Source organism: Enterococcus sp. S183_ASV_20 (genome assembly GCF_018919685.1).
Classification (GTDB): domain Bacteria; phylum Bacillota; class Bacilli; order Lactobacillales; family Enterococcaceae; genus Enterococcus; species Enterococcus faecalis.
The window spans coordinates 12836-33644 of the sequence record NZ_JAHLRI010000016.1; the positions used below are offsets into that span (position 1 = coordinate 12836).

19 protein-coding genes are annotated in these 20809 nt (G+C 39.8%); 18 read left to right on the forward strand and 1 reads right to left on the reverse strand.

The genetic code is table 11. The features are described 5' to 3' along the window. The first annotated feature begins 26 nt into the window (after positions 1–26). The 8 genes from def to KQI94_RS07705 all read left to right on the forward strand — a co-directional run bounded on the left by def (position 27) and on the right by KQI94_RS07705 (position 8204). Positions 27–521, forward strand: coding sequence for a peptide deformylase (def, locus tag KQI94_RS07670; RefSeq protein ID WP_002371656.1), 495 nt, complete (start codon positions 27–29; stop codon positions 519–521). Next, entirely contained in the window at positions 514–1455 is a 942-nt protein-coding gene (gene fmt, locus KQI94_RS07675) for a methionyl-tRNA formyltransferase (protein WP_002368448.1), read from the forward strand. The genes def and fmt overlap by 8 nt, the downstream gene beginning before the upstream one ends. A gap of 5 nt (positions 1456–1460) precedes the next feature. Next, positions 1461–2840: a 16S rRNA (cytosine(967)-C(5))-methyltransferase RsmB gene (gene rsmB, locus KQI94_RS07680; RefSeq protein WP_002368447.1), complete on the forward strand. Its 1380-nt coding sequence runs from the start codon at positions 1461–1463 to the stop codon at positions 2838–2840. Position 2841: 1 nt separating this feature from the next. Further along, positions 2842–3591: a Stp1/IreP family PP2C-type Ser/Thr phosphatase gene (locus tag KQI94_RS07685; RefSeq protein ID WP_002354922.1), complete on the forward strand. Its 750-nt coding sequence runs from the start codon at positions 2842–2844 to the stop codon at positions 3589–3591. Next, the gene (ireK, locus tag KQI94_RS07690; RefSeq protein WP_002365367.1) at positions 3588–5744 is read left to right on the forward strand and encodes a serine/threonine protein kinase IreK; all 2157 of its coding nucleotides are present in this window, start codon (positions 3588–3590) and stop codon (positions 5742–5744) included. Before KQI94_RS07685 ends, ireK begins: the two co-directional genes overlap by 4 nt. 248 nt (positions 5745–5992) lie before the next feature. Continuing rightward, on the forward strand, positions 5993–6886 hold the full coding sequence (gene rsgA / locus KQI94_RS07695; RefSeq protein WP_216454351.1) for a ribosome small subunit-dependent GTPase A: 894 nt from the start codon (positions 5993–5995) through the stop codon (positions 6884–6886). A 23-nt stretch (positions 6887–6909) separates the two neighbouring features. Continuing rightward, positions 6910–7563: a ribulose-phosphate 3-epimerase gene (gene rpe, locus KQI94_RS07700; protein ID WP_216454352.1), complete on the forward strand. Its 654-nt coding sequence runs from the start codon at positions 6910–6912 to the stop codon at positions 7561–7563. Beyond that, positions 7560–8204 (forward strand): thiamine diphosphokinase, encoded by a 645-nt coding sequence (locus KQI94_RS07705; RefSeq protein ID WP_002361010.1) that lies wholly within the window; start codon positions 7560–7562, stop codon positions 8202–8204. The genes rpe and KQI94_RS07705 overlap by 4 nt, the downstream gene beginning before the upstream one ends. Positions 8205–8306: 102 nt before the next feature. Here KQI94_RS07705 and rpmB read toward each other — a convergent pair whose 3' ends face one another. Continuing rightward, the gene (gene rpmB, locus KQI94_RS07710) at positions 8307–8495 is read right to left on the reverse strand and encodes a 50S ribosomal protein L28 (RefSeq protein ID WP_002354928.1); all 189 of its coding nucleotides are present in this window, start codon (positions 8493–8495) and stop codon (positions 8307–8309) included. A gap of 273 nt (positions 8496–8768) precedes the next feature. Here rpmB and KQI94_RS07715 point away from each other — a divergent pair, with 273 nt between their 5' ends. The 10 genes from KQI94_RS07715 (at position 8769) to opp2A (ending at position 20493) form a co-directional block, all read left to right on the forward strand. Next, the gene (locus tag KQI94_RS07715; RefSeq protein WP_002354933.1) at positions 8769–9131 is read left to right on the forward strand and encodes an Asp23/Gls24 family envelope stress response protein; all 363 of its coding nucleotides are present in this window, start codon (positions 8769–8771) and stop codon (positions 9129–9131) included. Positions 9132–9213: 82 nt separating this feature from the next. Beyond that, a complete protein-coding gene (locus KQI94_RS07720; protein WP_002354936.1) occupies positions 9214–10890 on the forward strand; it encodes a DAK2 domain-containing protein in 1677 nt (558 codons plus the stop codon). A 115-nt stretch (positions 10891–11005) separates the two neighbouring features. Then, complete coding sequence (gene recG / locus KQI94_RS07725; RefSeq protein ID WP_002368446.1) at positions 11006–13042, forward strand: ATP-dependent DNA helicase RecG; 2037 nt, start codon at positions 11006–11008, stop codon at positions 13040–13042. A 102-nt stretch (positions 13043–13144) separates the two neighbouring features. After that, positions 13145–14146 (forward strand): phosphate acyltransferase PlsX, encoded by a 1002-nt coding sequence (plsX, locus tag KQI94_RS07730; RefSeq protein ID WP_002354938.1) that lies wholly within the window; start codon positions 13145–13147, stop codon positions 14144–14146. A gap of 136 nt (positions 14147–14282) precedes the next feature. Continuing rightward, on the forward strand, positions 14283–14522 hold the full coding sequence (gene acpP, locus KQI94_RS07735; protein WP_002354939.1) for an acyl carrier protein: 240 nt from the start codon (positions 14283–14285) through the stop codon (positions 14520–14522). A 263-nt stretch (positions 14523–14785) separates the two neighbouring features. Next, positions 14786–15826 (forward strand): oligopeptide ABC transporter ATP-binding protein Opp2D, encoded by a 1041-nt coding sequence (opp2D, locus tag KQI94_RS07740; protein ID WP_002367425.1) that lies wholly within the window; start codon positions 14786–14788, stop codon positions 15824–15826. Beyond that, the gene (opp2F, locus tag KQI94_RS07745) at positions 15826–16770 is read left to right on the forward strand and encodes an oligopeptide ABC transporter ATP-binding protein Opp2F (protein ID WP_002354942.1); all 945 of its coding nucleotides are present in this window, start codon (positions 15826–15828) and stop codon (positions 16768–16770) included. The genes opp2D and opp2F overlap by 1 nt, the downstream gene beginning before the upstream one ends. After that, a complete protein-coding gene (opp2B, locus tag KQI94_RS07750) occupies positions 16770–17732 on the forward strand; it encodes an oligopeptide ABC transporter permease Opp2B (RefSeq protein WP_002354943.1) in 963 nt (320 codons plus the stop codon). The genes opp2F and opp2B overlap by 1 nt, the downstream gene beginning before the upstream one ends. 27 nt (positions 17733–17759) lie before the next feature. Continuing rightward, a complete protein-coding gene (gene opp2C, locus KQI94_RS07755; protein WP_002365358.1) occupies positions 17760–18683 on the forward strand; it encodes an oligopeptide ABC transporter permease Opp2C in 924 nt (307 codons plus the stop codon). A 28-nt stretch (positions 18684–18711) separates the two neighbouring features. Further along, positions 18712–20493, forward strand: coding sequence for an oligopeptide ABC transporter substrate-binding protein Opp2A (gene opp2A / locus KQI94_RS07760; RefSeq protein WP_002368445.1), 1782 nt, complete (start codon positions 18712–18714; stop codon positions 20491–20493). Positions 20494–20809 lie beyond the last annotated feature (316 nt).

Consider the following 20809-nt stretch of genomic DNA (forward strand, 5'->3'; position numbering starts at 1 on the left):
AAAATACAGCTTTGAAAGGAGCACTTATGCGCTATCCAGTTGTGATTCACCCGAACGAACACTTAAAAATGAAGGCTCAACCTGTGACGATTATTACCGATGAAATTGTGCAGTTACTAGAGGATATGTATGAAACAATGCTGGCCCATGATGGGATTGGCTTAGCAGCCCCGCAAATTGGCAAAAATTTGCAAATGGCAGTAATTGAAATTGATGAAGAATCTGGTCGTTTTGAACTAATTAATCCAGTGATTATTGAAAAAAAGGGAACCAGTATTGATGTGGAAGGCTGTTTAAGTATTCCAGAAACATATGGAACCGTTGAACGAGCAGATGAAGTGACTGTCCGTTATTTTGACCGTGAAGGTGAAGAAATGGAAGTTACGGCTTACGGTTATTTAGCTCGAGCTTTTCAACACGAAATTGATCATTTGAACGGCGAGTTATTTATCGATAAAATGATTGAGAAAATTGCACCAGAAGATTTAGAAGCGTATATGGAGGAACATTTTGATGACTAAAATTGTATTTATGGGCACACCAGCCTTTTCTGTTCCGATTTTAGAAAGTTTAATCGAGGCAGGCTATGACGTTCAAGCGGTTGTCACGCAACCAGATCGACCAGTTGGCCGAAAAAAAGTGATTACCCCAACGCCTGTCAAAGAAGCAGCTTTAAAACATAACTTATTAGTCTTACAACCAGAGAAAATTTCAGGTTCTCCTGAAATGGAAAAAGTGATTGACTTAGCACCAGATTTAATTGTGACAGCAGCCTTTGGACAATTTTTACCAGAGAAAATTTTAAAAGCGCCCAAACTAGGTGCGATTAATGTCCATGCCTCACTTTTACCAAAATATCGTGGCGGCGCACCTGTACATTACTCGATTATTGAAGGAGAAAAAGAAACAGGCGTCACGATTATGGAAATGGTGAAAAAAATGGATGCTGGCGCGATTTTAGCGCAACGTGCAATTCCGATTACGAAACAAGACGATGTAGGCACCATGTTTGAAAAATTAAGCATTCTAGGAAAAGAACTTTTATTAGAAACGTTACCCAAGCTAATTGCTGGCGAAATCACGCCTATTCCACAAGTGGAAGAAGAGGCTACTTTTTCACCAAATATTACCCGGGAACAAGAACGAATTGACTGGCAAAAAACTGCTGAGGCAATTGATAACCAAGTGCGTGGTATGCGTCCTTGGCCAACAGCGTTCACAACCTATCAAGGGACCAACTGGAAAATTTGGGCAGTGACACCACTGACTGAAACAACAACCAGCGCCCCAGGAACGATTATCCAGCGTAGTAAAAAAGCGCTATGGATTGCTTGTGGTGAAGGGACAGTCCTTCAAATTGATCGCCTGCAACCAGCAGGTAAAGGTCAATTAACGATTCAAGAATTTTTAAATGGCGTTGGTCAAAATGTCGCAGAAAAAGATAAGGTGGACTAACAAAAATGGCTGAAAAAATCCCCAAGAAATTAAAACGTTCTGTTCGATACGTTGCTTTAGAAACCATCGAACGTGTGGATAAAGGTGGGGCGTACTCCAATCTTTTACTTAATGAAATGATGACAAAATCAGAACTAAGCGAGAAAGATGGCCGCTTGTTTACAGAACTTGTCTACGGCACAATTAGTCGCAAATTATTGTTGGAATACTACTTAACACCATTTGTTAAGAAACCGCAAAGAGTCGATAATTGGGTGAAAAATTTATTGATTTTATCGTTATATCAATTACTTTATTTAGATAAAGTGCCCGATCATGCAGTCATTAATGAAGCGGTTGAAATTGGCAAACGTCGTGGCAATCCTGGGATTGGTAAATTCGTGAATGGCGTGCTGCGGGCGTTCCAACGAAATGGAGCACCTAGTTTGGCCGCAATTAGCGATCCAGTTGATCGTTTAGCCACGGAAATTAGCATGCCACGTTGGTTAACAGAAAAATTACTTGCCCAATTAGGCGAAGAAGAAACACGGCAGTTAGGTTTATCATTATTTGAAAAAAGCCATGCGAGTGGCCGAGTAAACACACGGTTTATTTCACGAGAAGAAGCGCTGGAAGAATTACAAGAAACAGGGATTGCCGCGAAGGAAAGTCAACTTTCCCCTTATGGTGTTGTCGCTGAAAAAGGCTACTTAGCTGGCAGTGAACTGTTTATTAACGGTTGTTTAACCATTCAAGATGAAAGCTCTATGCTCGTGGCTCCAGCGATGCAAATTGAACCGCATCATCGTGTCTTGGATGCTTGTGCGGCTCCTGGTGGCAAAACGACTCATATCGCAACTTTTTTAGAGGCTGAAGCAGGTGGTCGTGTGACCTCTTTAGATATTCATGCGCACAAAATTAAGCTAATTAATGAAAATGCGCAACGCCTCCATGTGGCGGATGTCGTCCAAGCAGAAAAGCTTGATGCGCGACAAGTGGCCGAAGAATTTCCCGCAGAAACCTTTGATCGGATTTTAGTTGATGCACCATGTTCAGGCTTAGGGCTAATGCGCCGTAAACCAGACATTAAATACCATAAAACGGCCAATGATTTTCAAAATTTACCTAAAATTCAGTTAGAAATCTTAGAAAGTGTTGCCCCAACACTAAAACAATGGGGTATAATGGTCTATAGCACTTGTACTATTACGCCAGAAGAAAATCAGGAAGTAGTGGCAGCCTTTTTAGCCAAACACCCTGAATTTGAAAAAATTGAAATTGTTGCAAATGAAAATGTCCAAGCAGTAGTAAAAGAGCAAGAACTGGTTCTGTATCCCCATCAATACATGACAGATGGCTTCTTTATTTGCTGTATGCGGAAAGTTAGTTCAAATGAGGTGAAATAATTTGGAAATCAACGTTCAATCAGATGTCGGTCGCAAAAGAAATACGAACCAAGATTATGCCAACGTTTTTGAGAACCAACAACACATAACCTTTGCTGTTTTAGCAGATGGCATGGGTGGTCACCAAGCAGGTGATGTCGCTAGCCAAATGGCAGTCAATAATTTAGGTGAGAGTTGGTCCAATGCGTCTGTCGACTCAGCTGAAAAATCTGCACAGTGGTTAATTCAAGCAATTCAAAAGGAAAATGAAAAAATTTATGAACGCGGACAATCGAAACCAGAGTATTTAGGAATGGGGACAACCGTGGTTGGTGCCATCCTTTTACCGGATTCATTTGTCTTAGCAAATGTGGGGGACAGTCGTGCTTATTTAGTTCGTGACCAACACATGTTACAATTAACAGAAGATCATTCTTTAGTGAATGAACTAGTAAAATCAGGGGAGATTACTCGTGAGATGGCTGCAAATCATCCACGAAAAAATGTCCTAACACGTTCTTTGGGAATGCCTGGCACTGTCGAAGTCGATGTAACCAATCATGAATGGCTGCCTAATGACTATTTACTGTTATGTTCGGACGGTTTAACCAATATGGTTCCTGAGACAAAAATTTTAGAAATTTTAGAGACGTCAGATCCCTTAGAATCCAAATTAAGCCAACTCGTTGCCCAAGCAAATGAAGCAGGTGGTTTAGATAACATTACCGTGTTAGTGATACACTTTGACGAACAGAAGGAGGAAAACCAATGATAGAAATCGGCAAGAAGCTGAATGGTCGATATCACATTATTGGCAGCATCGGAAGCGGCGGCATGGCCAACGTCTATTTAGCACACGATTTAATTTTAGACCGAGACGTTGCAGTAAAAGTCTTGCGCTTTGACTTCCAAAACGATCAAGCCGCCATCCGACGTTTTCAGCGTGAAGCACTAGCCGCAACTGAGCTGGTTCACCCGAATATCGTCAGTGTGTACGATGTAGGCGAAGAAGATGGACTACAATATTTAGTCATGGAATATGTGAAAGGAATGGACTTAAAACGGTACATCCAAACGCATTTCCCAATTCCTTATTCCACAGTTGTGGACATTACGCAACAAATTTTATCTGCTGTCGCAATGGCACATGAACATAGAATTATTCACCGGGATTTAAAACCGCAAAACATTCTGATTGACGAACACGGCACAGTCAAAATTACTGACTTTGGGATTGCGATTGCCTTGTCAGAAACGTCAATTACGCAAACGAACACAATGTTAGGTTCGGTGCATTACTTATCGCCAGAACAAGCGCGCGGAAGCATGGCGACCAACCAATCAGATATTTACGCTGTGGGAATTATTCTCTATGAAATGCTAACAGGGAATGTACCTTTTGATGGTGAATCAGCCGTAACGATTGCCTTAAAACATTTTCAAGAAGAAATTCCCTCTGTTAAAATGTTTGATCCAGGGATTCCTCAATCATTGGAAAATGTGGTTCGTCATGCAACCGCAAAAGACCCAAGCGATCGCTACAAAACAGCGAATGAGATGGCAGAAGACTTATACACGTCCTTGTCAGCCAGTCGTTTAAACGAACCTGCGTGGGAACCAACGGCTTTATTAGGAGAAACGAAAGTATTAACTCCGATTCCCGAAGACATCGCTGAACCGGAAGAGACAACGCCTGTCGAAGTTCCAGAAGATATCGCAGATGACATTTTAGCTGAACAACCACCGAAGAAAAACCGCAAAAAATTGTGGATTGGCTTAGCAATTGCGGCATTAATTGCTTTAGCAATAGGTGGCTTAGCCTTTGCAATGTCGGGTGGTAAAGACGTTGAAGTTCCTGATGTTACAAATGAAACGAAAGCGGACGCTTCACAAGCGCTACAAAGTGCCGGGCTGAAAGTCGATAGTGAAACCAAAAAAATTCCCGATGATAAGATTGAAGAAGGCAAGGTGGTCAAAACAGACCCCGAAGCAAAATCATCTGTGAAAAAAGGCCGATCTGTTACTTTATATATCAGCTCTGGAACAGAAAAAATTGAGATGGCCGATTATACAAACGAATCGTATGAATCTGCTGTCGAAGCCTTGAAAAAACTAGGGTTTTCAGAAGACCAAATTACAACGAAAAAAGAATACAGTGATTCTGTGTCTACAGATAACATTATTAAACAAAAACCAGCTGCAGGTAAAAAAGTTGATCCGAAAAAAGACAAAGTCACTTTAACGGTCAGTGAAGGACCAGAAGCGGTTACTTTGCCTAGTTACGCCGGTTATTCTTACACAAATGCAGTAAATGCACTGGCACAGTTAGGCATTTCTGAATCTCAAATTACGCGTGTCGACCAAGCAAGCGATACGGTAGAACCAGGTTTAGTCATTACGCAAGACCCCGCACCAGGGGGCACCGTGACACCTAAAAATGGCCAAGTGACGTTATATGTAAGTAAAGGTAGCGACAAAGTGACACTTTCTGATTATAGCGGAATTTCTTACGATAATGCGGTAAGTCGCTTAATTGCTTTAGGTATCCCAGAATCTCAAATTAAACGAGTGGACGAAGAAAGCGACAAAGTTGAAAAAGATACCGTGATTAGTCAAGAACCAGCTTCTGGTACCGCTGTTGATCCGAAAAATGACACGATTACTTTACATGTCAGCAAAGGCAGTGACTCAGTAACTGTTCCTGATATTTCAGGTTATTCGCCAAAAGCTGCAGAAGACAGCATCAATAACGCTGGCCTTAAAATCAATGAACAAGGATTATCTGGCTCTGGCGATGGCCAAGTCGTTGAACGAACTAGCCCATCTGCTGGCAGCAAAGTCAAAAAAGGCGACTCTGTTACAGTTTATTATTCAAAAGCAAATGATTCAAAAAGCACCACTAGTGAAAGTAGTACGAGTAATTAAGACAAGAGGTTGGGACAGGAGGGTTTAGCTTCAAGAACCAAGTAGGTACTGTTTAACATCTATTTGCTTTTCAAATAGTGTTTCTCAGCAATAAGAAGAAGCTGCTCCTGTCTCGCCATTTATCTTAAGATTTAGGTCTAGGAAGGTAAGTCATTTCGACTTATGTCCTAGGCTCTTTTTAATTAATAGAATCGAGAGGCTCCCTTGATTTCTCTGCCACTATCCTGTATATTCGAAAGTAGTTAGGAGTGGTTTATCTGAAAGGTCAAATCAGAAAAGCGTTAAGCGGTTTTTATTATGTATACGCAGATGGAGAAACATATCAAACAAGAGCGCGAGGGAATTTTCGTAATCGAAAAATTACGCCACTCGTGGGAGATGAAGTGCTTTTTGAAAGCGATAATTTAACAGATGGTTATGTGTTGGAAATTTTACCAAGACGAAATGAATTAGTGCGCCCGCCTGTTGCAAATGTGGATCTAGGTGTGGTTGTCATGAGTATGGTTTCGCCAAATTTTTCGTTTAATTTGTTGGATCGTTTCTTAGTCAGCTTAGAGTATAAGGATATAGAACCAGTTATTTATTTAACGAAAGTTGATCTATTAGATGAGCCGCAACGTCAAGAAGTCAATGAAATTAAACAGATTTATGAAGCGTTAGGTTATGCGGTAATCGCTTCGGAAGACGTAGAAGCCACCAAAGAATTAGAACGCTTTTTCCCAGAACGGTTGACTGTTTTTATGGGACAATCAGGCGCTGGAAAATCAACATTGTTGAATCAAATTTCACCAGAATTACAACTAGCAACTGCGGAAATTTCCCAATCTTTAGGACGGGGCAAACATACGACCCGTCACGTGGAATTGATTCCGTTATACGACGGTTTGGTTGCTGATACACCAGGATTTAGTGCCATCGATTTCTTGGAGATGGAAGCAGTGGAATTACCAAAGCAATTTCCTGAATTTGTTGCCGCGGCCTCTCACTGTAAGTTTCGTGAATGTATGCACCACAAAGAACCTGGTTGTGAAGTGAAACGTCAAGTGGAAGCGGGAACCATTGCGACGAGTCGTTACGAAAATTATTTACAGTTTTTAATGGAAATCGAGAATCGACGACCTGTTTATAAGAAAAAATCATAGCAAATATAAAGGGAGCGAGCCAAATGAAACTAGCACCATCCATTTTAAGTGCCGATTTTGCCAATTTAGAAAGAGATATCCGTTTAGTAGAAGAATTAGGAGCAGATTATATTCATGTTGATGTCATGGACGGTAAATTTGTGCCCAACATTACCTTAGGACCGAATATCGTTTCAGCGATTCGTCCAGTGACAAAACTACCATTGGATGTTCATTTGATGATTGTACAACCTGAAAACTATATCAATGCCTTTGCGGAAGCCGGTGCGGATATTATTACTGTCCATCAAGAAGCAACACCCCATATTCATCGTGCCTTACAAATGATTAAAAATGCGGGTGTGAAAGCTGGCGTAACCATCAATCCTGGGACACCACTTTCGATGATCGAAAATGTATTAGACTTGGCAGATCAAGTCTTGGTAATGACTGTCAATCCAGGCTTTGGCGGACAATCATTTATTGAAAACTCACTAGAAAAAATTGCTCAATTAAAAGAATGGAAAGAAACAAAAGGATACACCTATGAAATTGAAGTCGATGGCGGGATTGTTCCTGAAACTGCCGCACGCTGCAAAGAAGCTGGTGCGGAAGTGTTTGTTGCAGGCTCCTACATTTATAATGCTGAAAATCCTCAAGAACGAATCGATGCACTGAGAGCAGTGCTAGACAAATGAGTCGTGTCTTACTGGTAGCTGGCGGCAATCCAAGTGATTGGCCAACCATTGAACCAGCTACGTATGATTATTTCGTAGGTATTGATCGCGGCTGTCTCCATTTATTAGAGGCCGATTTACCGTTACAATTAGCGGTGGGCGATTTTGATTCATTATCACGAGAAGAATACCATTTTGTCCAAGAAACTGCCGAAACACTCATCCAAGCACCTGCTGAAAAAGATGATACAGATACACAATTAGCGCTTCAAGAAGCTTTACAACGATTTCCACAAGCAGAGATGACGATTATCGGTGCGACAGGGGGCAGAATTGACCACTTATTAGCCAATCTTTGGTTACCCTTTGAACCACGATTTCAAGGCGTACTTCGCCAAATCCGTCTATGCGATCGTCAAAATAGCATCCAGTATTACGCCCCTGGTTCGTATATCGTACCAAAAGAGCCAGATAAAGAATATCTGGCCTACTGCTGTTTGACGCCTGTAGAAAACTTGACGCTACGACGCAGTAAATATTTATTAACCAATCAAGATGTTCCTTACCCAACATCGTATGCAAGTAATGAATTTATCGAAGAAGCCGCTGCTTTTTCCTTCGATGCAGGGATGATTGCGGTTATTCAAAGTAAAGACAAGTAAAAAGAGGTTGGACCTTCATCAATGCGATGAAGGTCCAGCCTCTTTTTTTATGCAATAAAAAAAGCCGAACAACGAACGTCCAGCTTTGCTTATTTAAGTTTATTAAACACGTTCGATTTTACCAGATTTCAAAGCACGAGTTGACACCCAAACTTTTTTAGGTTTACCATCGATTAATACGCGAACTTTTTGTAAGTTAGGTTTCACAGTGCGTTTTGTTGAGTTCATCGCATGTGAACGGTTATTACCACTTGAAGTCTTACGACCAGTGAAGTAACATACTTTTGCCATTTTAAGTTTCCTCCTTTGCCTTGATCTTGGAGCGATAATATTCAGCTCATACTAACTTAATTTATCATATTAGGCAGTGATTTGCAAGAAGATTTTTTTCTATGATTTGACTTTAGCAATCAAAAAGAGTAAATTGAAATCTTGCTAGAATGTTCACTTAGAAGTGGAAGAATGAAAATATCTGACGAACTTCCTTTTAATTAAAGGCTGGATATGATAAAATGTTATGGAAGAAAATAGGGCGAATGTGCTCTTATAAGGAGGCTTTCATCAATGGCTGTAAAAATTCAAACACCCGCAGGTACCATTGAGATTACCAATGATGTGATCGCTACAGTAGTTGGCGGAGCTGCGACAGATATTTACGGAATTGTCGGAATGGCAAGCAAAAATCAAATTAAAGATAACTTAAACGATATTTTACGTCGTGAGAATTACTCACGTGGTGTCGTTGTTCGTCAAGAAGACAACGGAATCGCAGTGGATGTCTACACGATTGTTAGTTATGGTACAAAAATTTCTGAAGTTTCTCGTAACGTCCAAGAAAAAGTAAAATATAATCTTGAAACATTATTAGGTGTCACTGCGAATTCAGTTAACGTTTTTGTTCAAGGAGTTCGTGTATTACCGGATTAGAGGTAGTGTACTGTCAACGATGCAATTGCACAAGGAAGTCGTGTGTTGCCGTTAGCGGTAAATCTGAAGGAGGATTTTTTAGGTGAATGTAACAGAAATCAGCGCAGGTCAGTTCCAGGAAATGGTCCAGGCAGGTGCGACTCGTCTGCACACAAATGCAGAATATGTCAACTCATTAAACGTTTTCCCTGTACCCGATGGTGATACAGGAACAAATATGAACTTATCAATGACCAGTGGTGCAAAGGCTGTGGCCGATTCTCGCTCTGAAAAAGTAGGAGAATTAGCAGGTGCGTTATCCAAAGGGTTATTAATGGGTGCTCGTGGAAACTCTGGGGTTATTTTATCTCAATTATTCCGTGGCTTCTCAAAACAAATTCCTGAGGTTACAACATTAAATGCCAAAGACTTGGCCGCTGCCTTTACACATGGTGTAGAAACAGCGTATAAAGCAGTGATGAAACCCGTTGAAGGAACAATCTTAACTGTTTCTCGTGAAGCGGCGCGTTCTGGTGAACGTAAAGCGAAAGAAACAGATGACTGTATCGAAGTTATGACAGCTGTTGTAGCAGGTGCTAAACGTGCCTTAGCGAAAACACCTGATTTATTACCTGTCCTAAAAGAAGTCGGCGTTGTAGATAGTGGGGGTCAAGGACTACTATTTATCTATGAAGGATTTTTAGAAGCGCTTAGTGGTGAATTTTTACCAACTGAAACGTATGAACCAAGTCCTGCCGAAATGGACGAAATGGTTAATGCTGAACATCATCGTGGTGTTAGTGGCCACGTTGCGACAGAAGACATTAAATTTGGCTATTGTACAGAAATTATGGTTCGTATCGGCGAAGGCCCAACCGTGGACAGCGCTTTTGATTATGAAACATTCAGAAACTACTTAAATGAACTAGGCGATTCTCTATTAGTCGTTAACGATGACGAAATTATCAAAGTTCACGTACACACTGAGCATCCAGGTGAAGTGATGAACTACGGCCAAAAATTTGGTTCGTTAGTAAAAATAAAAGTAGACAATATGCGTTTACAACATGAAACGTTAGTTGAACGCGATGCTCAGCAAGAAGCGTTGACTGAAAAAGTTCGCGTACCGTTTGCTGTGATTGCTATTGCAGCCGGTGAAGGCGTTCAAGAATTATTCCGAAGTTTAGGTGCAAGCTACATTATTAGTGGTGGTCAAACAATGAACCCAAGTACGGAAGATATTTTAAAAGCAGTCAAAGAAGTGAATGCAGAGCAAGTCATTATCTTACCAAATAACAAAAACATCTTTATGGCGGCTGATCAAGCAGCAGAAGTTGCCGATGTACCAGTAGCGGTTGTTCCATCTAAAACCATTTCTCAAGGAATGACAGCAATGTTAGCTTTCAATGATCAACAATCATTAGAAGAAAACAAAGCAAGTATGACGGAAATGTTAGACAGCGTTGTGAGTGGTCAAGTAACCACAGCCGTTCGTGACACAACCATTGATGACGTTGAAATTAAAAAAGATGACTTCTTAGGAATGATTGATGGTAAAATCGTCGTTTCTGAAGCAGATCGTTTTAATGCATCATTAGACACGTTGAACCGCATGATTGATGAAGACACTGAAATCGTGACAATTATTGTCGGCGAAGATGGCTCGGTTGAAGAAGCTGAAAAGCTAATCGCTATTTTAGTTTCTGAAAACGATGAACTAGAAACAGAACTTCATGAAGGTGGACAACCTGTATATCCATACTTATTCTCAGCAGAATAGGTTTTCGTGATGAAAAAATAAAAACGAATAGGCTGGTTCATTAGTTAGGGCTAATGAACCAGCCTATTTAATGAATGATCCATTTTTTTGCGTATATTAATGAGGAGGGGATTTTATGGACATCACAGATTTAGTCAGCGTATTGCCCGGTGTTGGCCCAAAACGTGCTGAAAATTTACAAGAACTGGGGATTGCTACAATTGAAGACTTATTGACGTATTATCCCTTCCGCTACGATGATATCCAAGAAAAGGATTTAAGCGAGATTCAGGATCAGGAAAAAGTTACGCTAAAAGGGCTAGTGGTTTCGGAAGCAGTCGTTAGTCGGTACGGTTATAAGAAGAGCCGGTTAACGTTTCGAATGATGCAAGAACATGCGGTCATTAATGTTTCCTTCTTCAATCAACCTTTTTTAAAAGACAAAGTAGTTCTTTCCGAAGAAATTGCTGTTTATGGCAAATGGGATGCCAAGAGAAAATCATTAAATGGCATGAAAATCTTAGCTTCTAAAGGAGACAATGAAGATTTCGCCCCCATTTATCATGTGAATAAAAAAGTCCGCCAAAGCACGTTGGTTCAGTTAATCCGCACTGCTTTTGAAGAGTATGGTTCACTGGTTGAAGAGATTTTACCGAATGATTTATTAGAAAAGTACCGCTTGATGCCTAGAAAAGAAGCAATGTGGGCGATGCATTTTCCCAGTAATCCAGAAGAAAGCCATCAAGCTAAACGACGAGTAGTCTTTGAAGAGTTTTTCCTTTTCCAACTTAAAATGCAAGGATTGAAGAAACAAGAAAAAGCGGAAAAAAATGGTTTAGCTATTCAATATGACGTGGAGCGCTTAAAAACGTTCACCCAAGGACTGCCTTTTGAATTGACAGGCGCCCAAAAAAAAGTGACCAATGAAATTTGTCGAGACTTGCGAAGTCCGAAGCATATGCAACGATTGCTTCAAGGTGACGTGGGGAGTGGGAAAACGGTAGTGGCTGCGATTGCGCTATACGCCACCATGACCGCTGGCTTTCAAGGAGCGTTGATGGTTCCGACTGAAATTTTAGCGCAGCAACACATGGAAAGCTTACAGCAGTTGTTTGATCCATTAGAAGTTCGAACGGCCTTATTAACAGGTTCCACCAAAACGAAAGAACGTCGTCTAATTCTCGAAGAACTGGCCAATGGCGAGATTGACATTGTGGTAGGGACCCATGCTTTGATACAACAAGATGTCAGTTTCCATCAATTAGGTTTGGTAATCACCGATGAGCAACATCGTTTTGGTGTGAACCAGAGAAAAATATTAAGAGAAAAAGGCTTAAAACCAGATGTTTTATTTATGACGGCCACTCCGATTCCTCGAACGCTGGCCATTACAGCCTATGGCGAAATGGATGTATCAATCATCGATGAAATGCCAGCTGGACGGATTCCAATCGAAACACGTTGGATTCGGCCGCCGCAGTTAGATACTGTTTTAGAATGGATGGAAAAAGAGCTAGCTCGAGGACATCAGGCCTATATTATTTGTCCCTTGATTGAAGAATCAGAAGCCTTAGATGTGAAAAACGCAACAGAAATTTTTGAACATATGCAAAGCTTTTATTCCCCAAGATATCAAGTGGGATTACTACATGGTAAAATGAAAAATCAAGAAAAAGATGACATTATGCAGGAGTTCAAAGACAATCAGCTGCAATTATTGGTTTCTACCACCGTTATTGAAGTTGGCGTGAATGTACCAAATGCCACGGTGATGTTAATTATGGATGCGGACCGGTTTGGGTTAGCACAGTTACATCAGTTACGGGGCCGTGTTGGGCGTGGCTCCAGTGCTTCTTATTGTATTTTAGTAGCCAATCCGAAAAATGAAATGGGCGTTGAGCGTATGAAAATCATGACAGAAACCACCAATGGTTTTGTCTTGAGTGAGCGTGATTTGGAACTTCGCGGACCTGGGGAAGTGTTCGGTGCACGGCAATCAGGGGTGCCTCAATTTGCGGTAGGAGATATCGTGACGGACTTTAACATTTTAGAAGTTGCGCGCCAAGAAGCAAGTGCCCTATGGAAAGTGAAAGAGTGGTGGCAATATCCTGCTTATCAAGGCTTAGCCAATCGAGTGAAACCCCAAGATGAGGCGGCCCAATTTTTCGATTAGAAGAGGTAATTTTTGAAGCCAGAAAGTAAAAGCCAATGCGTATTTCTTTGAAAAAAATATGTTATACTTGTTAGGAAACAAAAAAGTAGGAGGGAATCACTTATGAAAATTGCTGTAGATGCAATGGGTGGAGATAACGCCCCACAAGCAATTGTTGAAGGGGTTATGCTAGCCAAACAAGACTTCCCAGACATTGAATTTCAATTATATGGAAAAGAAGCCGAAATAAAAAAATACATCACCGATGAAAAAAACATTACGATTATTCATACCGATGAAAAAATTGCTAGTGACGATGAGCCAGTTAAAGCAATCCGTCGTAAGAAAACTGCTTCCATGGTTTTAGCAGCGCAAGCAGTTAAAAATGGGGAAGCCGATGCGATTTTTTCTGCAGGCAACACCGGAGCGCTATTAGCAGCGGGTCTGTTCATTGTCGGCCGCATCAAAAATGTGGAACGTCCCGGTTTGATGTCAACTTTACCTGTCATGGGAGAACCAGACAAAGGGTTTGACATGTTAGATTTAGGAGCCAATGCAGACAATAAACCAGAACATTTGGTTCAGTATGCCGTTTTAGGTTCATTCTATGCTGAAAAAGTTCGGAACGTTCAGAATCCTCGTGTCGGTCTATTAAATAACGGAACTGAGGAAACAAAGGGCAGTGAATTAACGAAAAAAGCCTTCGAATTGTTAGCAGCAGATGAAACGATTAATTTTGTCGGAAACGTTGAAGCACGAGAATTATTAAATGGCGTAGCTGACGTGGTGGTGACAGATGGCTTCACAGGAAATGCCGTTTTAAAATCCATCGAAGGCACAGCTATGAACATGATGAGCTTGCTGAAAACAGCGATTCTTTCTGAAGGTGTCAAAGGAAAAATGGGCGCCTTATTATTAAAGAATGCGTTGCGTGGCATGAAAGACGAAATGGACTACTCAAAACATGGGGGAGCGGTTTTATTTGGCTTAAAAGCGCCAGTCATTAAAACGCATGGGGCCACGGGGCCTGATGCCGTCCGCTACACCATTCGTCAAATTCATACAATGTTAGAAACCCAAGTTGTCCCACAATTAGTGGAATATTATGAAGGCAAAGCAGAGTAATTTGCAATTGTCTTGACATCAGTTTGTTACTCAAATGAAAAAAAGATGGACAAATACCCAAATTGTGAGTACAATGTATCTTAGCGTTTTAGTAAAAGAAAGAACCTTTTTTCAAAAGCAGTGGAGGTGAATACAGTTGACTCGTGAAGAAGTACTTCAAAAAGTAGCGAAGATTATCTCAAACCACTTTGATATTGAAGCGGATCAAGTAACAGATCAATTAAACATTAAAGATGATTTGAACGCTGACTCAATTAGCGTAATGGAGTTTGTTTTAGAACTTGAAGATGAATTTGGAACAGAGATTTCAGATGAAGATGCAGAAAAAATTGAAACAGTTGGTGCCGCTGTAGATTATATTGTGAGTAATTCATAAAAAATAATAAGACAAAGTCGATTGACATTCGTGTTGATCGACTTTTTTTGCGTACATAATGGTTATTTTATTAAGCAATAAGGCTATTTTTACACATATTTTTGTAAAAAAAATCATACATGTAAAAAAATAACTGCGAAAAAAGTTATTTTATCTTGCTTTTTATGGAATAATTCTATAAAATTATGAAAAAACAATGAGCTGTAAATTAACATTGATAAAAATTAGAAAGTGCTATCATTAAATATTAGTTAATTTATATAATGTTTTTGAAAGGACGTAAGGGGTGCGTATGGATGCAAGGAAATGAACAATTACTAGAGGTTTCAGGATTAGAAACAGCATTTAGAATCAAAGATGATTATTATAATGCCGTCGATGATGTTTCATTTGAATTGAAGAAAAATGAGATTCTGGCAATCGTCGGAGAATCTGGTTGTGGAAAAAGTACCTTAGCAACAACGATTATGGGCTTACATGATCCCAATCATACCAAAATTACTGGGGAAATTTTATACAACAATTTAAACTTAACTACGTTTAATGAAACATTGTACAACAAAGTCAGAGGAAACGATATTGGGATGATTTTCCAAGATCCGTTGTCTGCACTGAATCCGCTCATGCGAATTGAAGACCAAATTAAAGAAAGTCTCACGTATCATACCAAAATGACCGCACAACAAAAACAAGCACGGGCCATTGAACTGTTAGATCAAGTGGGGATTCCCAACCCAGAGCGTGTCGGGAAACAGTATCCTCATGAATTGTCTGGCGGCATGCGCCAACGGGTGATTATTGCCATTGCAATCGCGTGTAAACCACCGATTTTAATTGCAGATGAACCCACAACGGCCTTAGACGTTACCATTCAGGCACAAATTCTCGATTTGTTAAAAGATTTACAAGAAGAAACAGGGAGCGGCATTATTTTAATTACCCATGACTTAGGTGTAGTTGCGGAAATGGCTGATCGTGTAGCGGTTATGTATGCGGGTCAGTTTGTAGAAGTAGCCACTGCTGAAGAATTGTTTAGTCATCCGAAACATCCATATACACGTTCCTTACTTCAGTCCATTCCCCAAGAGAATTCAGATGAAGAAGAACTTCATGTGATTGAAGGGATTGTTCCTTCGTTAACCAAATTACCTAGAAAAGGTTGTCGGTTTGCCCCACGAATTCCTTGGATTGATGCATCGGAACATGAAGAAAATCCAACATTACATGAAGTTGCACCGAATCATTATGTTCGTTGTACATGTTATAAACATTTTCATTTTAGAGACGGGGAAGGGGAAGCGTAATGACAGAAATTATTCAAATTAAAGATTTAAAAGTTCATTATCCAATTCGCAGCGGCTTCTTCAATCGAATCACTGATCATGTTTTGGCGGTTGATGGTGTGGATTTCATGATTGAACAAGGTAAAACGTATGGGTTAGTTGGTGAATCGGGTTCTGGAAAATCAACGACAGGAAAAGCAATTATTGGTTTAGAAAAAATTACAAATGGTGAAATTATTTATCAAGGACAAGATGTAACCAAGCCGCGAAGTCGAAAAGCGATCGGATACAACAAAGATGTCCAAATGATTTTCCAAGATTCGATGTCAAGTTTAAACCCTAAAAAACGAGTACTAGATATTATCGCCGAACCAATTCGAAATTTTGAACGGTTAAGTGACCAAGAAGAAAAGAAAAAAGTCAAAAGTTTGTTGGATATTGTGGGGATGCCAGAAGATGCGTTGTACAAATATCCTCATGAATTTTCTGGTGGACAACGCCAACGTTTAGGCGTCGCCCGAGCGGTGGCTACCAGCCCAAAATTAATTATTGCAGATGAACCTGTTTCAGCACTGGACTTATCTGTGCAAGCACAGGTATTGAATTTTATGAAAAACATTCAACAGGAATATGGGTTAAGTTACTTATTTATTTCCCATGATTTGGGCGTAGTTAAACATATGTGTGACAACATTGCCATTATGTACAAAGGCCGTTTTGTTGAAATCGGTACACGCCAAGATATTTACACTAATCCACAACACATTTATACCAAACGCTTACTTTCAGCAATTCCTAAAATTGACGTAGCGAACCGAGAAGCTCACAAAGAAGAACGAAGAAGAGTTGAGCAAGAGTATCGGGAAAATCATAAAGACTATTATGATGAAAATGGGCGGGTTTATAACTTACATGCGATTAGTCCAACCCACCAAGTAGCGTTAAAAAATGGAGGTGCTGAATAATGTGGAAAACAATTTTACGCCGTTTGTTATTGATGATTCCGCAAGTGATTATTTTAAGTGTCTTGATTTTCCTGTTGGCTAAAATGATGCCAGGTGATCCGTTTACAGGATTGATTAATCCGAACCAAGACCCGAAAGTGATTGAAGCCATGCGCGAAGCTGCCGGGTTAAATGATCCTTGGTACGAACAATATTTCCGTTGGATTGGCAATGCCTTACATGGAGATTTTGGGCATAGTTTTATCTTTAAGTTACCTGTGTCTACGCTCATTGCTGGTCGGGTGGGGAATACGATTGCATTGGCTGCTGTATCAGTCATAATCACGTATTTAATCGCCATTCCTTTCGGTTTAATTGCTGGTCGTTACCAAAATTCATGGTTTGACAAAATGGTGGTTATCTACAACTTCTTCAGTTTTGCCGTGCCATTATTCATCTTTGCCTTGATTATGCTCTTTATTTTTGGGTATCGCTTAGACTGGTTCCCAACGAGTGGAACCGTGACGGTCGGTTTGGCTGAAGGAACGTGGCCGTATTATTTAGATAAACTGAAGCATTTAATTTTACCAGGGGTCACTCAAGCGTTGCTAGGGACAGCGGTCACTATTCAATATTTGCGCAGTGAAGTGATTGATGTTAAAAACATGGACTTTGTTCGTACTGCTCGTTCAAAAGGAGTGCCAACGAATAAAATTTTTAATCGACACATTTTTAGAAATGCAGCATTACCAATTGCCTCTCAATTAGGTTATGAAATTACTGCTTTGATTGCCGGATCAGTCGTTATTGAAAAGATTTTTGCTTTCCCAGGAATTGGAAAATTATTTATTGATAGTATCATTCAACGTGACTATTCCGTTATTACCGCTCTCGTGTTGATTTTGGGATTGGCAACCCTTATCGGAACCTTAATTTCTGATATTGTAATGAGTATTGTTGATCCAAGAATTCGAATTCAGTAGAAAAAACACGAAGAAAGGGTGATAAAAATGGAATTGACAGAAGAAAAAAGAGAAGAAGTCTTACAAGAAAGTATTCCACCAATGGGCTTTCGGATGATTGCGCGAGAATTCGTCAAAGAAAAAATGGCGATGTTTTCTTTAATCCTTTTGGTCATTATCTTATTAGCCGTTTTTATCGGTTCGTTAGTGTTAGACCAAAGTGCCGTTATGCATGTAAGTATTTTAGATAAATATGCGGAACCAGGTACCGTTACAATGAATGGCACCAAGTTCATTTTAGGTGCCGATGAAGGGGGTCGTGATGTTTTAGGACAATTGATTATCGGGGCTAGGAACTCGATTTTAATCGGTTTTGCCATTACGATTATTACGTCTATTATCGGGGTCGGTTTAGGGATTATTTCCGGTTATTATGGAGGTATGATTGATAATATTTTGATGCGTATCGTGGATTTTATTATGATTTTGCCAATTATGTTAATTATTATTGTGTTCGTTTCCGTGATTCCTAAATATAGTATCTGGTCCTTTATTTGGATTATGTGTGCGTTTTATTGGGTTGGAAAAGCGCGGTTGTTCCGCAGTAAAACGTTATCTGAAGGGCGCCGAGATTACGTTAGTGCCTCTAAGACAATGGGAACAAGCGATTTTAAAATTATGTTTCGAGAAATTATGCCGAATTTAAGTTCATTAATTATTACGAACTTAACGATTAATTTCGCGGCCAATATCGGGATCGAAACAACGTTAACTTTCTTAGGCTTCGGGTTACCACAAAGTGTCCCAAGTTTAGGGACCTTAATTGGCTACGCCAGCAGTGGGGATGTATTAGTCAATAAACAATGGGTTTGGTTACCTGCATCAATTCTAATTTTAGTCTTGATGTTAAGTATAAACTATGTTGGACAAGCATTTAAGCGCTCAGCAGATGCACGACAACGATTAGGCTAATTAGCCAAAAAATGAGGGAGGAAAAGAGATGAACAAGAAACGGATTTTAGGTGCAATCACGTTAGCTTCTGTGTTAGTATTCGGGTTAGCTGCATGTGGTGGCGGCAATAAAGGCGGGGGCAATAAAGCAACGGAAACAGAAGACATTTCAAAAATGCCAATCGCTGTTAAAAATGATAAAAAAGCAATTGATGGCGGGACATTAGATGTCGCTGTAGTTATGGATACACAATTCCAAGGACTTTTCCAGCAAGAATTTTATCAAGACAACTATGATGCACAATACATGCTTCCAACGGTACAGCCATTATTTAACAATGATGCAGACTTTAAGATTGTCGATGGGGGTCCTGCGGATCTGAAATTAGATGAAGATGCCAATACAGCAACCATTAAATTACGTGACAATTTGAAATGGTCTGACGGTAAAGATGTGACGGCAGATGACGTGATTTTCTCTTATGAAGTCATTGGTCATAAAGACTATACAGGGATTCGTTATGATGATAACTTTACGAATATTGTTGGCATGGAAGACTACCATGATGGTAAATCACCAACCATTTCTGGCATAGAAAAAGTCAATGATAAAGAAGTTAAAATCACTTATAAAGAAGTTCACCCAGGAATGCAACAATTAGGTGGCGGTGTTTGGGGCTCAGTTTTACCAAAACATGCCTTTGAAGGAATTGCTGTTAAAGACATGGAATCAAGCGATGCAGTTCGTAAAAACCCTGTGACTATTGGACCATACTACATGAGTAATATTGTGACAGGTGAATCTGTTGAATACCTACCAAATGAGTATTACTACGGTGGCAAACCTAAATTAGATAAATTAGTGTTCAAATCTGTTCCTTCTGCGAGCATTGTAGAAGCGATGAAAGCGAAACAATACGATATTGCATTATCAATGCCAACAGATACGTATCCAACATACAAAGATACTGAAGGGTATCAAATCTTAGGACGTCCCGAACAAGCCTACACGTATATTGGCTTTAAAATGGGCACGTTTGACAAAGAAACCAATACAGTGAAATACAATCCAAAAGCTAAAATGGCAGATAAAAGCTTACGTCAAGCCATGGGCTATGCAATTGACAATGATGCAGTCGGCCAAAAATTCTACAACGGCTTACGAACAGGGGCAACAACGTTAATCCCACCAGTCTTCAAGAGCTTGCATGATAGCGAAGCGAAAGGCTATACGCTTGATTTAGACAAAGCGAAAAAATTATTAGACGATGCTGGTTATAAAGACGTAGACGGCGATGGCATTCGCGAAGACAAAGAAGGCAAACCACTAGAAATCAAGTTTGCTTCAATGTCAGGCGGCGAAACTGCACAACCACTTGCTGATTACTATGTCCAACAATGGAAAGAAATTGGCTTAAACGTAACGTATACAACAGGACGCTTAATTGATTTCCAAGCATTCTATGATAAATTGAAAAATGATGACCCAGAAGTAGATATCTATCAAGGCGCGTGGGGCACAGGTTCAGATCCTTCACCAACCGGCTTATATGGTCCAAACTCAGCCTTTAACTATACACGTTTTGAGTCAGAAGAAAATACTAAATTACTTGACGCGATTGATTCAAAAGCATCATTTGATGAAGAAAAACGTAAAAAAGCCTTCTACGATTGGCAAGAGTATGCCATTGATGAAGCGTTTGTAATCCCAACGCTTTACAGAAATGAAGTCTTGCCTGTCAACGACCGTGTAGTTGACTTTACTTGGGCAGTTGATACGAAAGATAATCCATGGGCAACGGTGGGTGTCACTGCAGACTCACGGAAATAAAAAAACAGATTCTAGAAGACATAAAGCTCTTCTAGAATCTGTTTTTTTGGATAGGATAGTTTCTTAGGCCATCTTATTTTATGTGAAAATTTTTGTTACTTTAAGCAATTACAATTTATATGTATGCGTTATTTTTTTGTTATAGATGAATTGTTTTTTATGCAGTATGGTTTTTGATGGGAGGTTCTGTTTTTTTATTTTATTTAGTGTGTATATCTACATATTTGTTATGAAATGTTATTTTTTTTATTATATATATAATACTACCTTTACGTATAAAGAACGATAAGTTACAATTAGATTAAGTTTTAGTTAG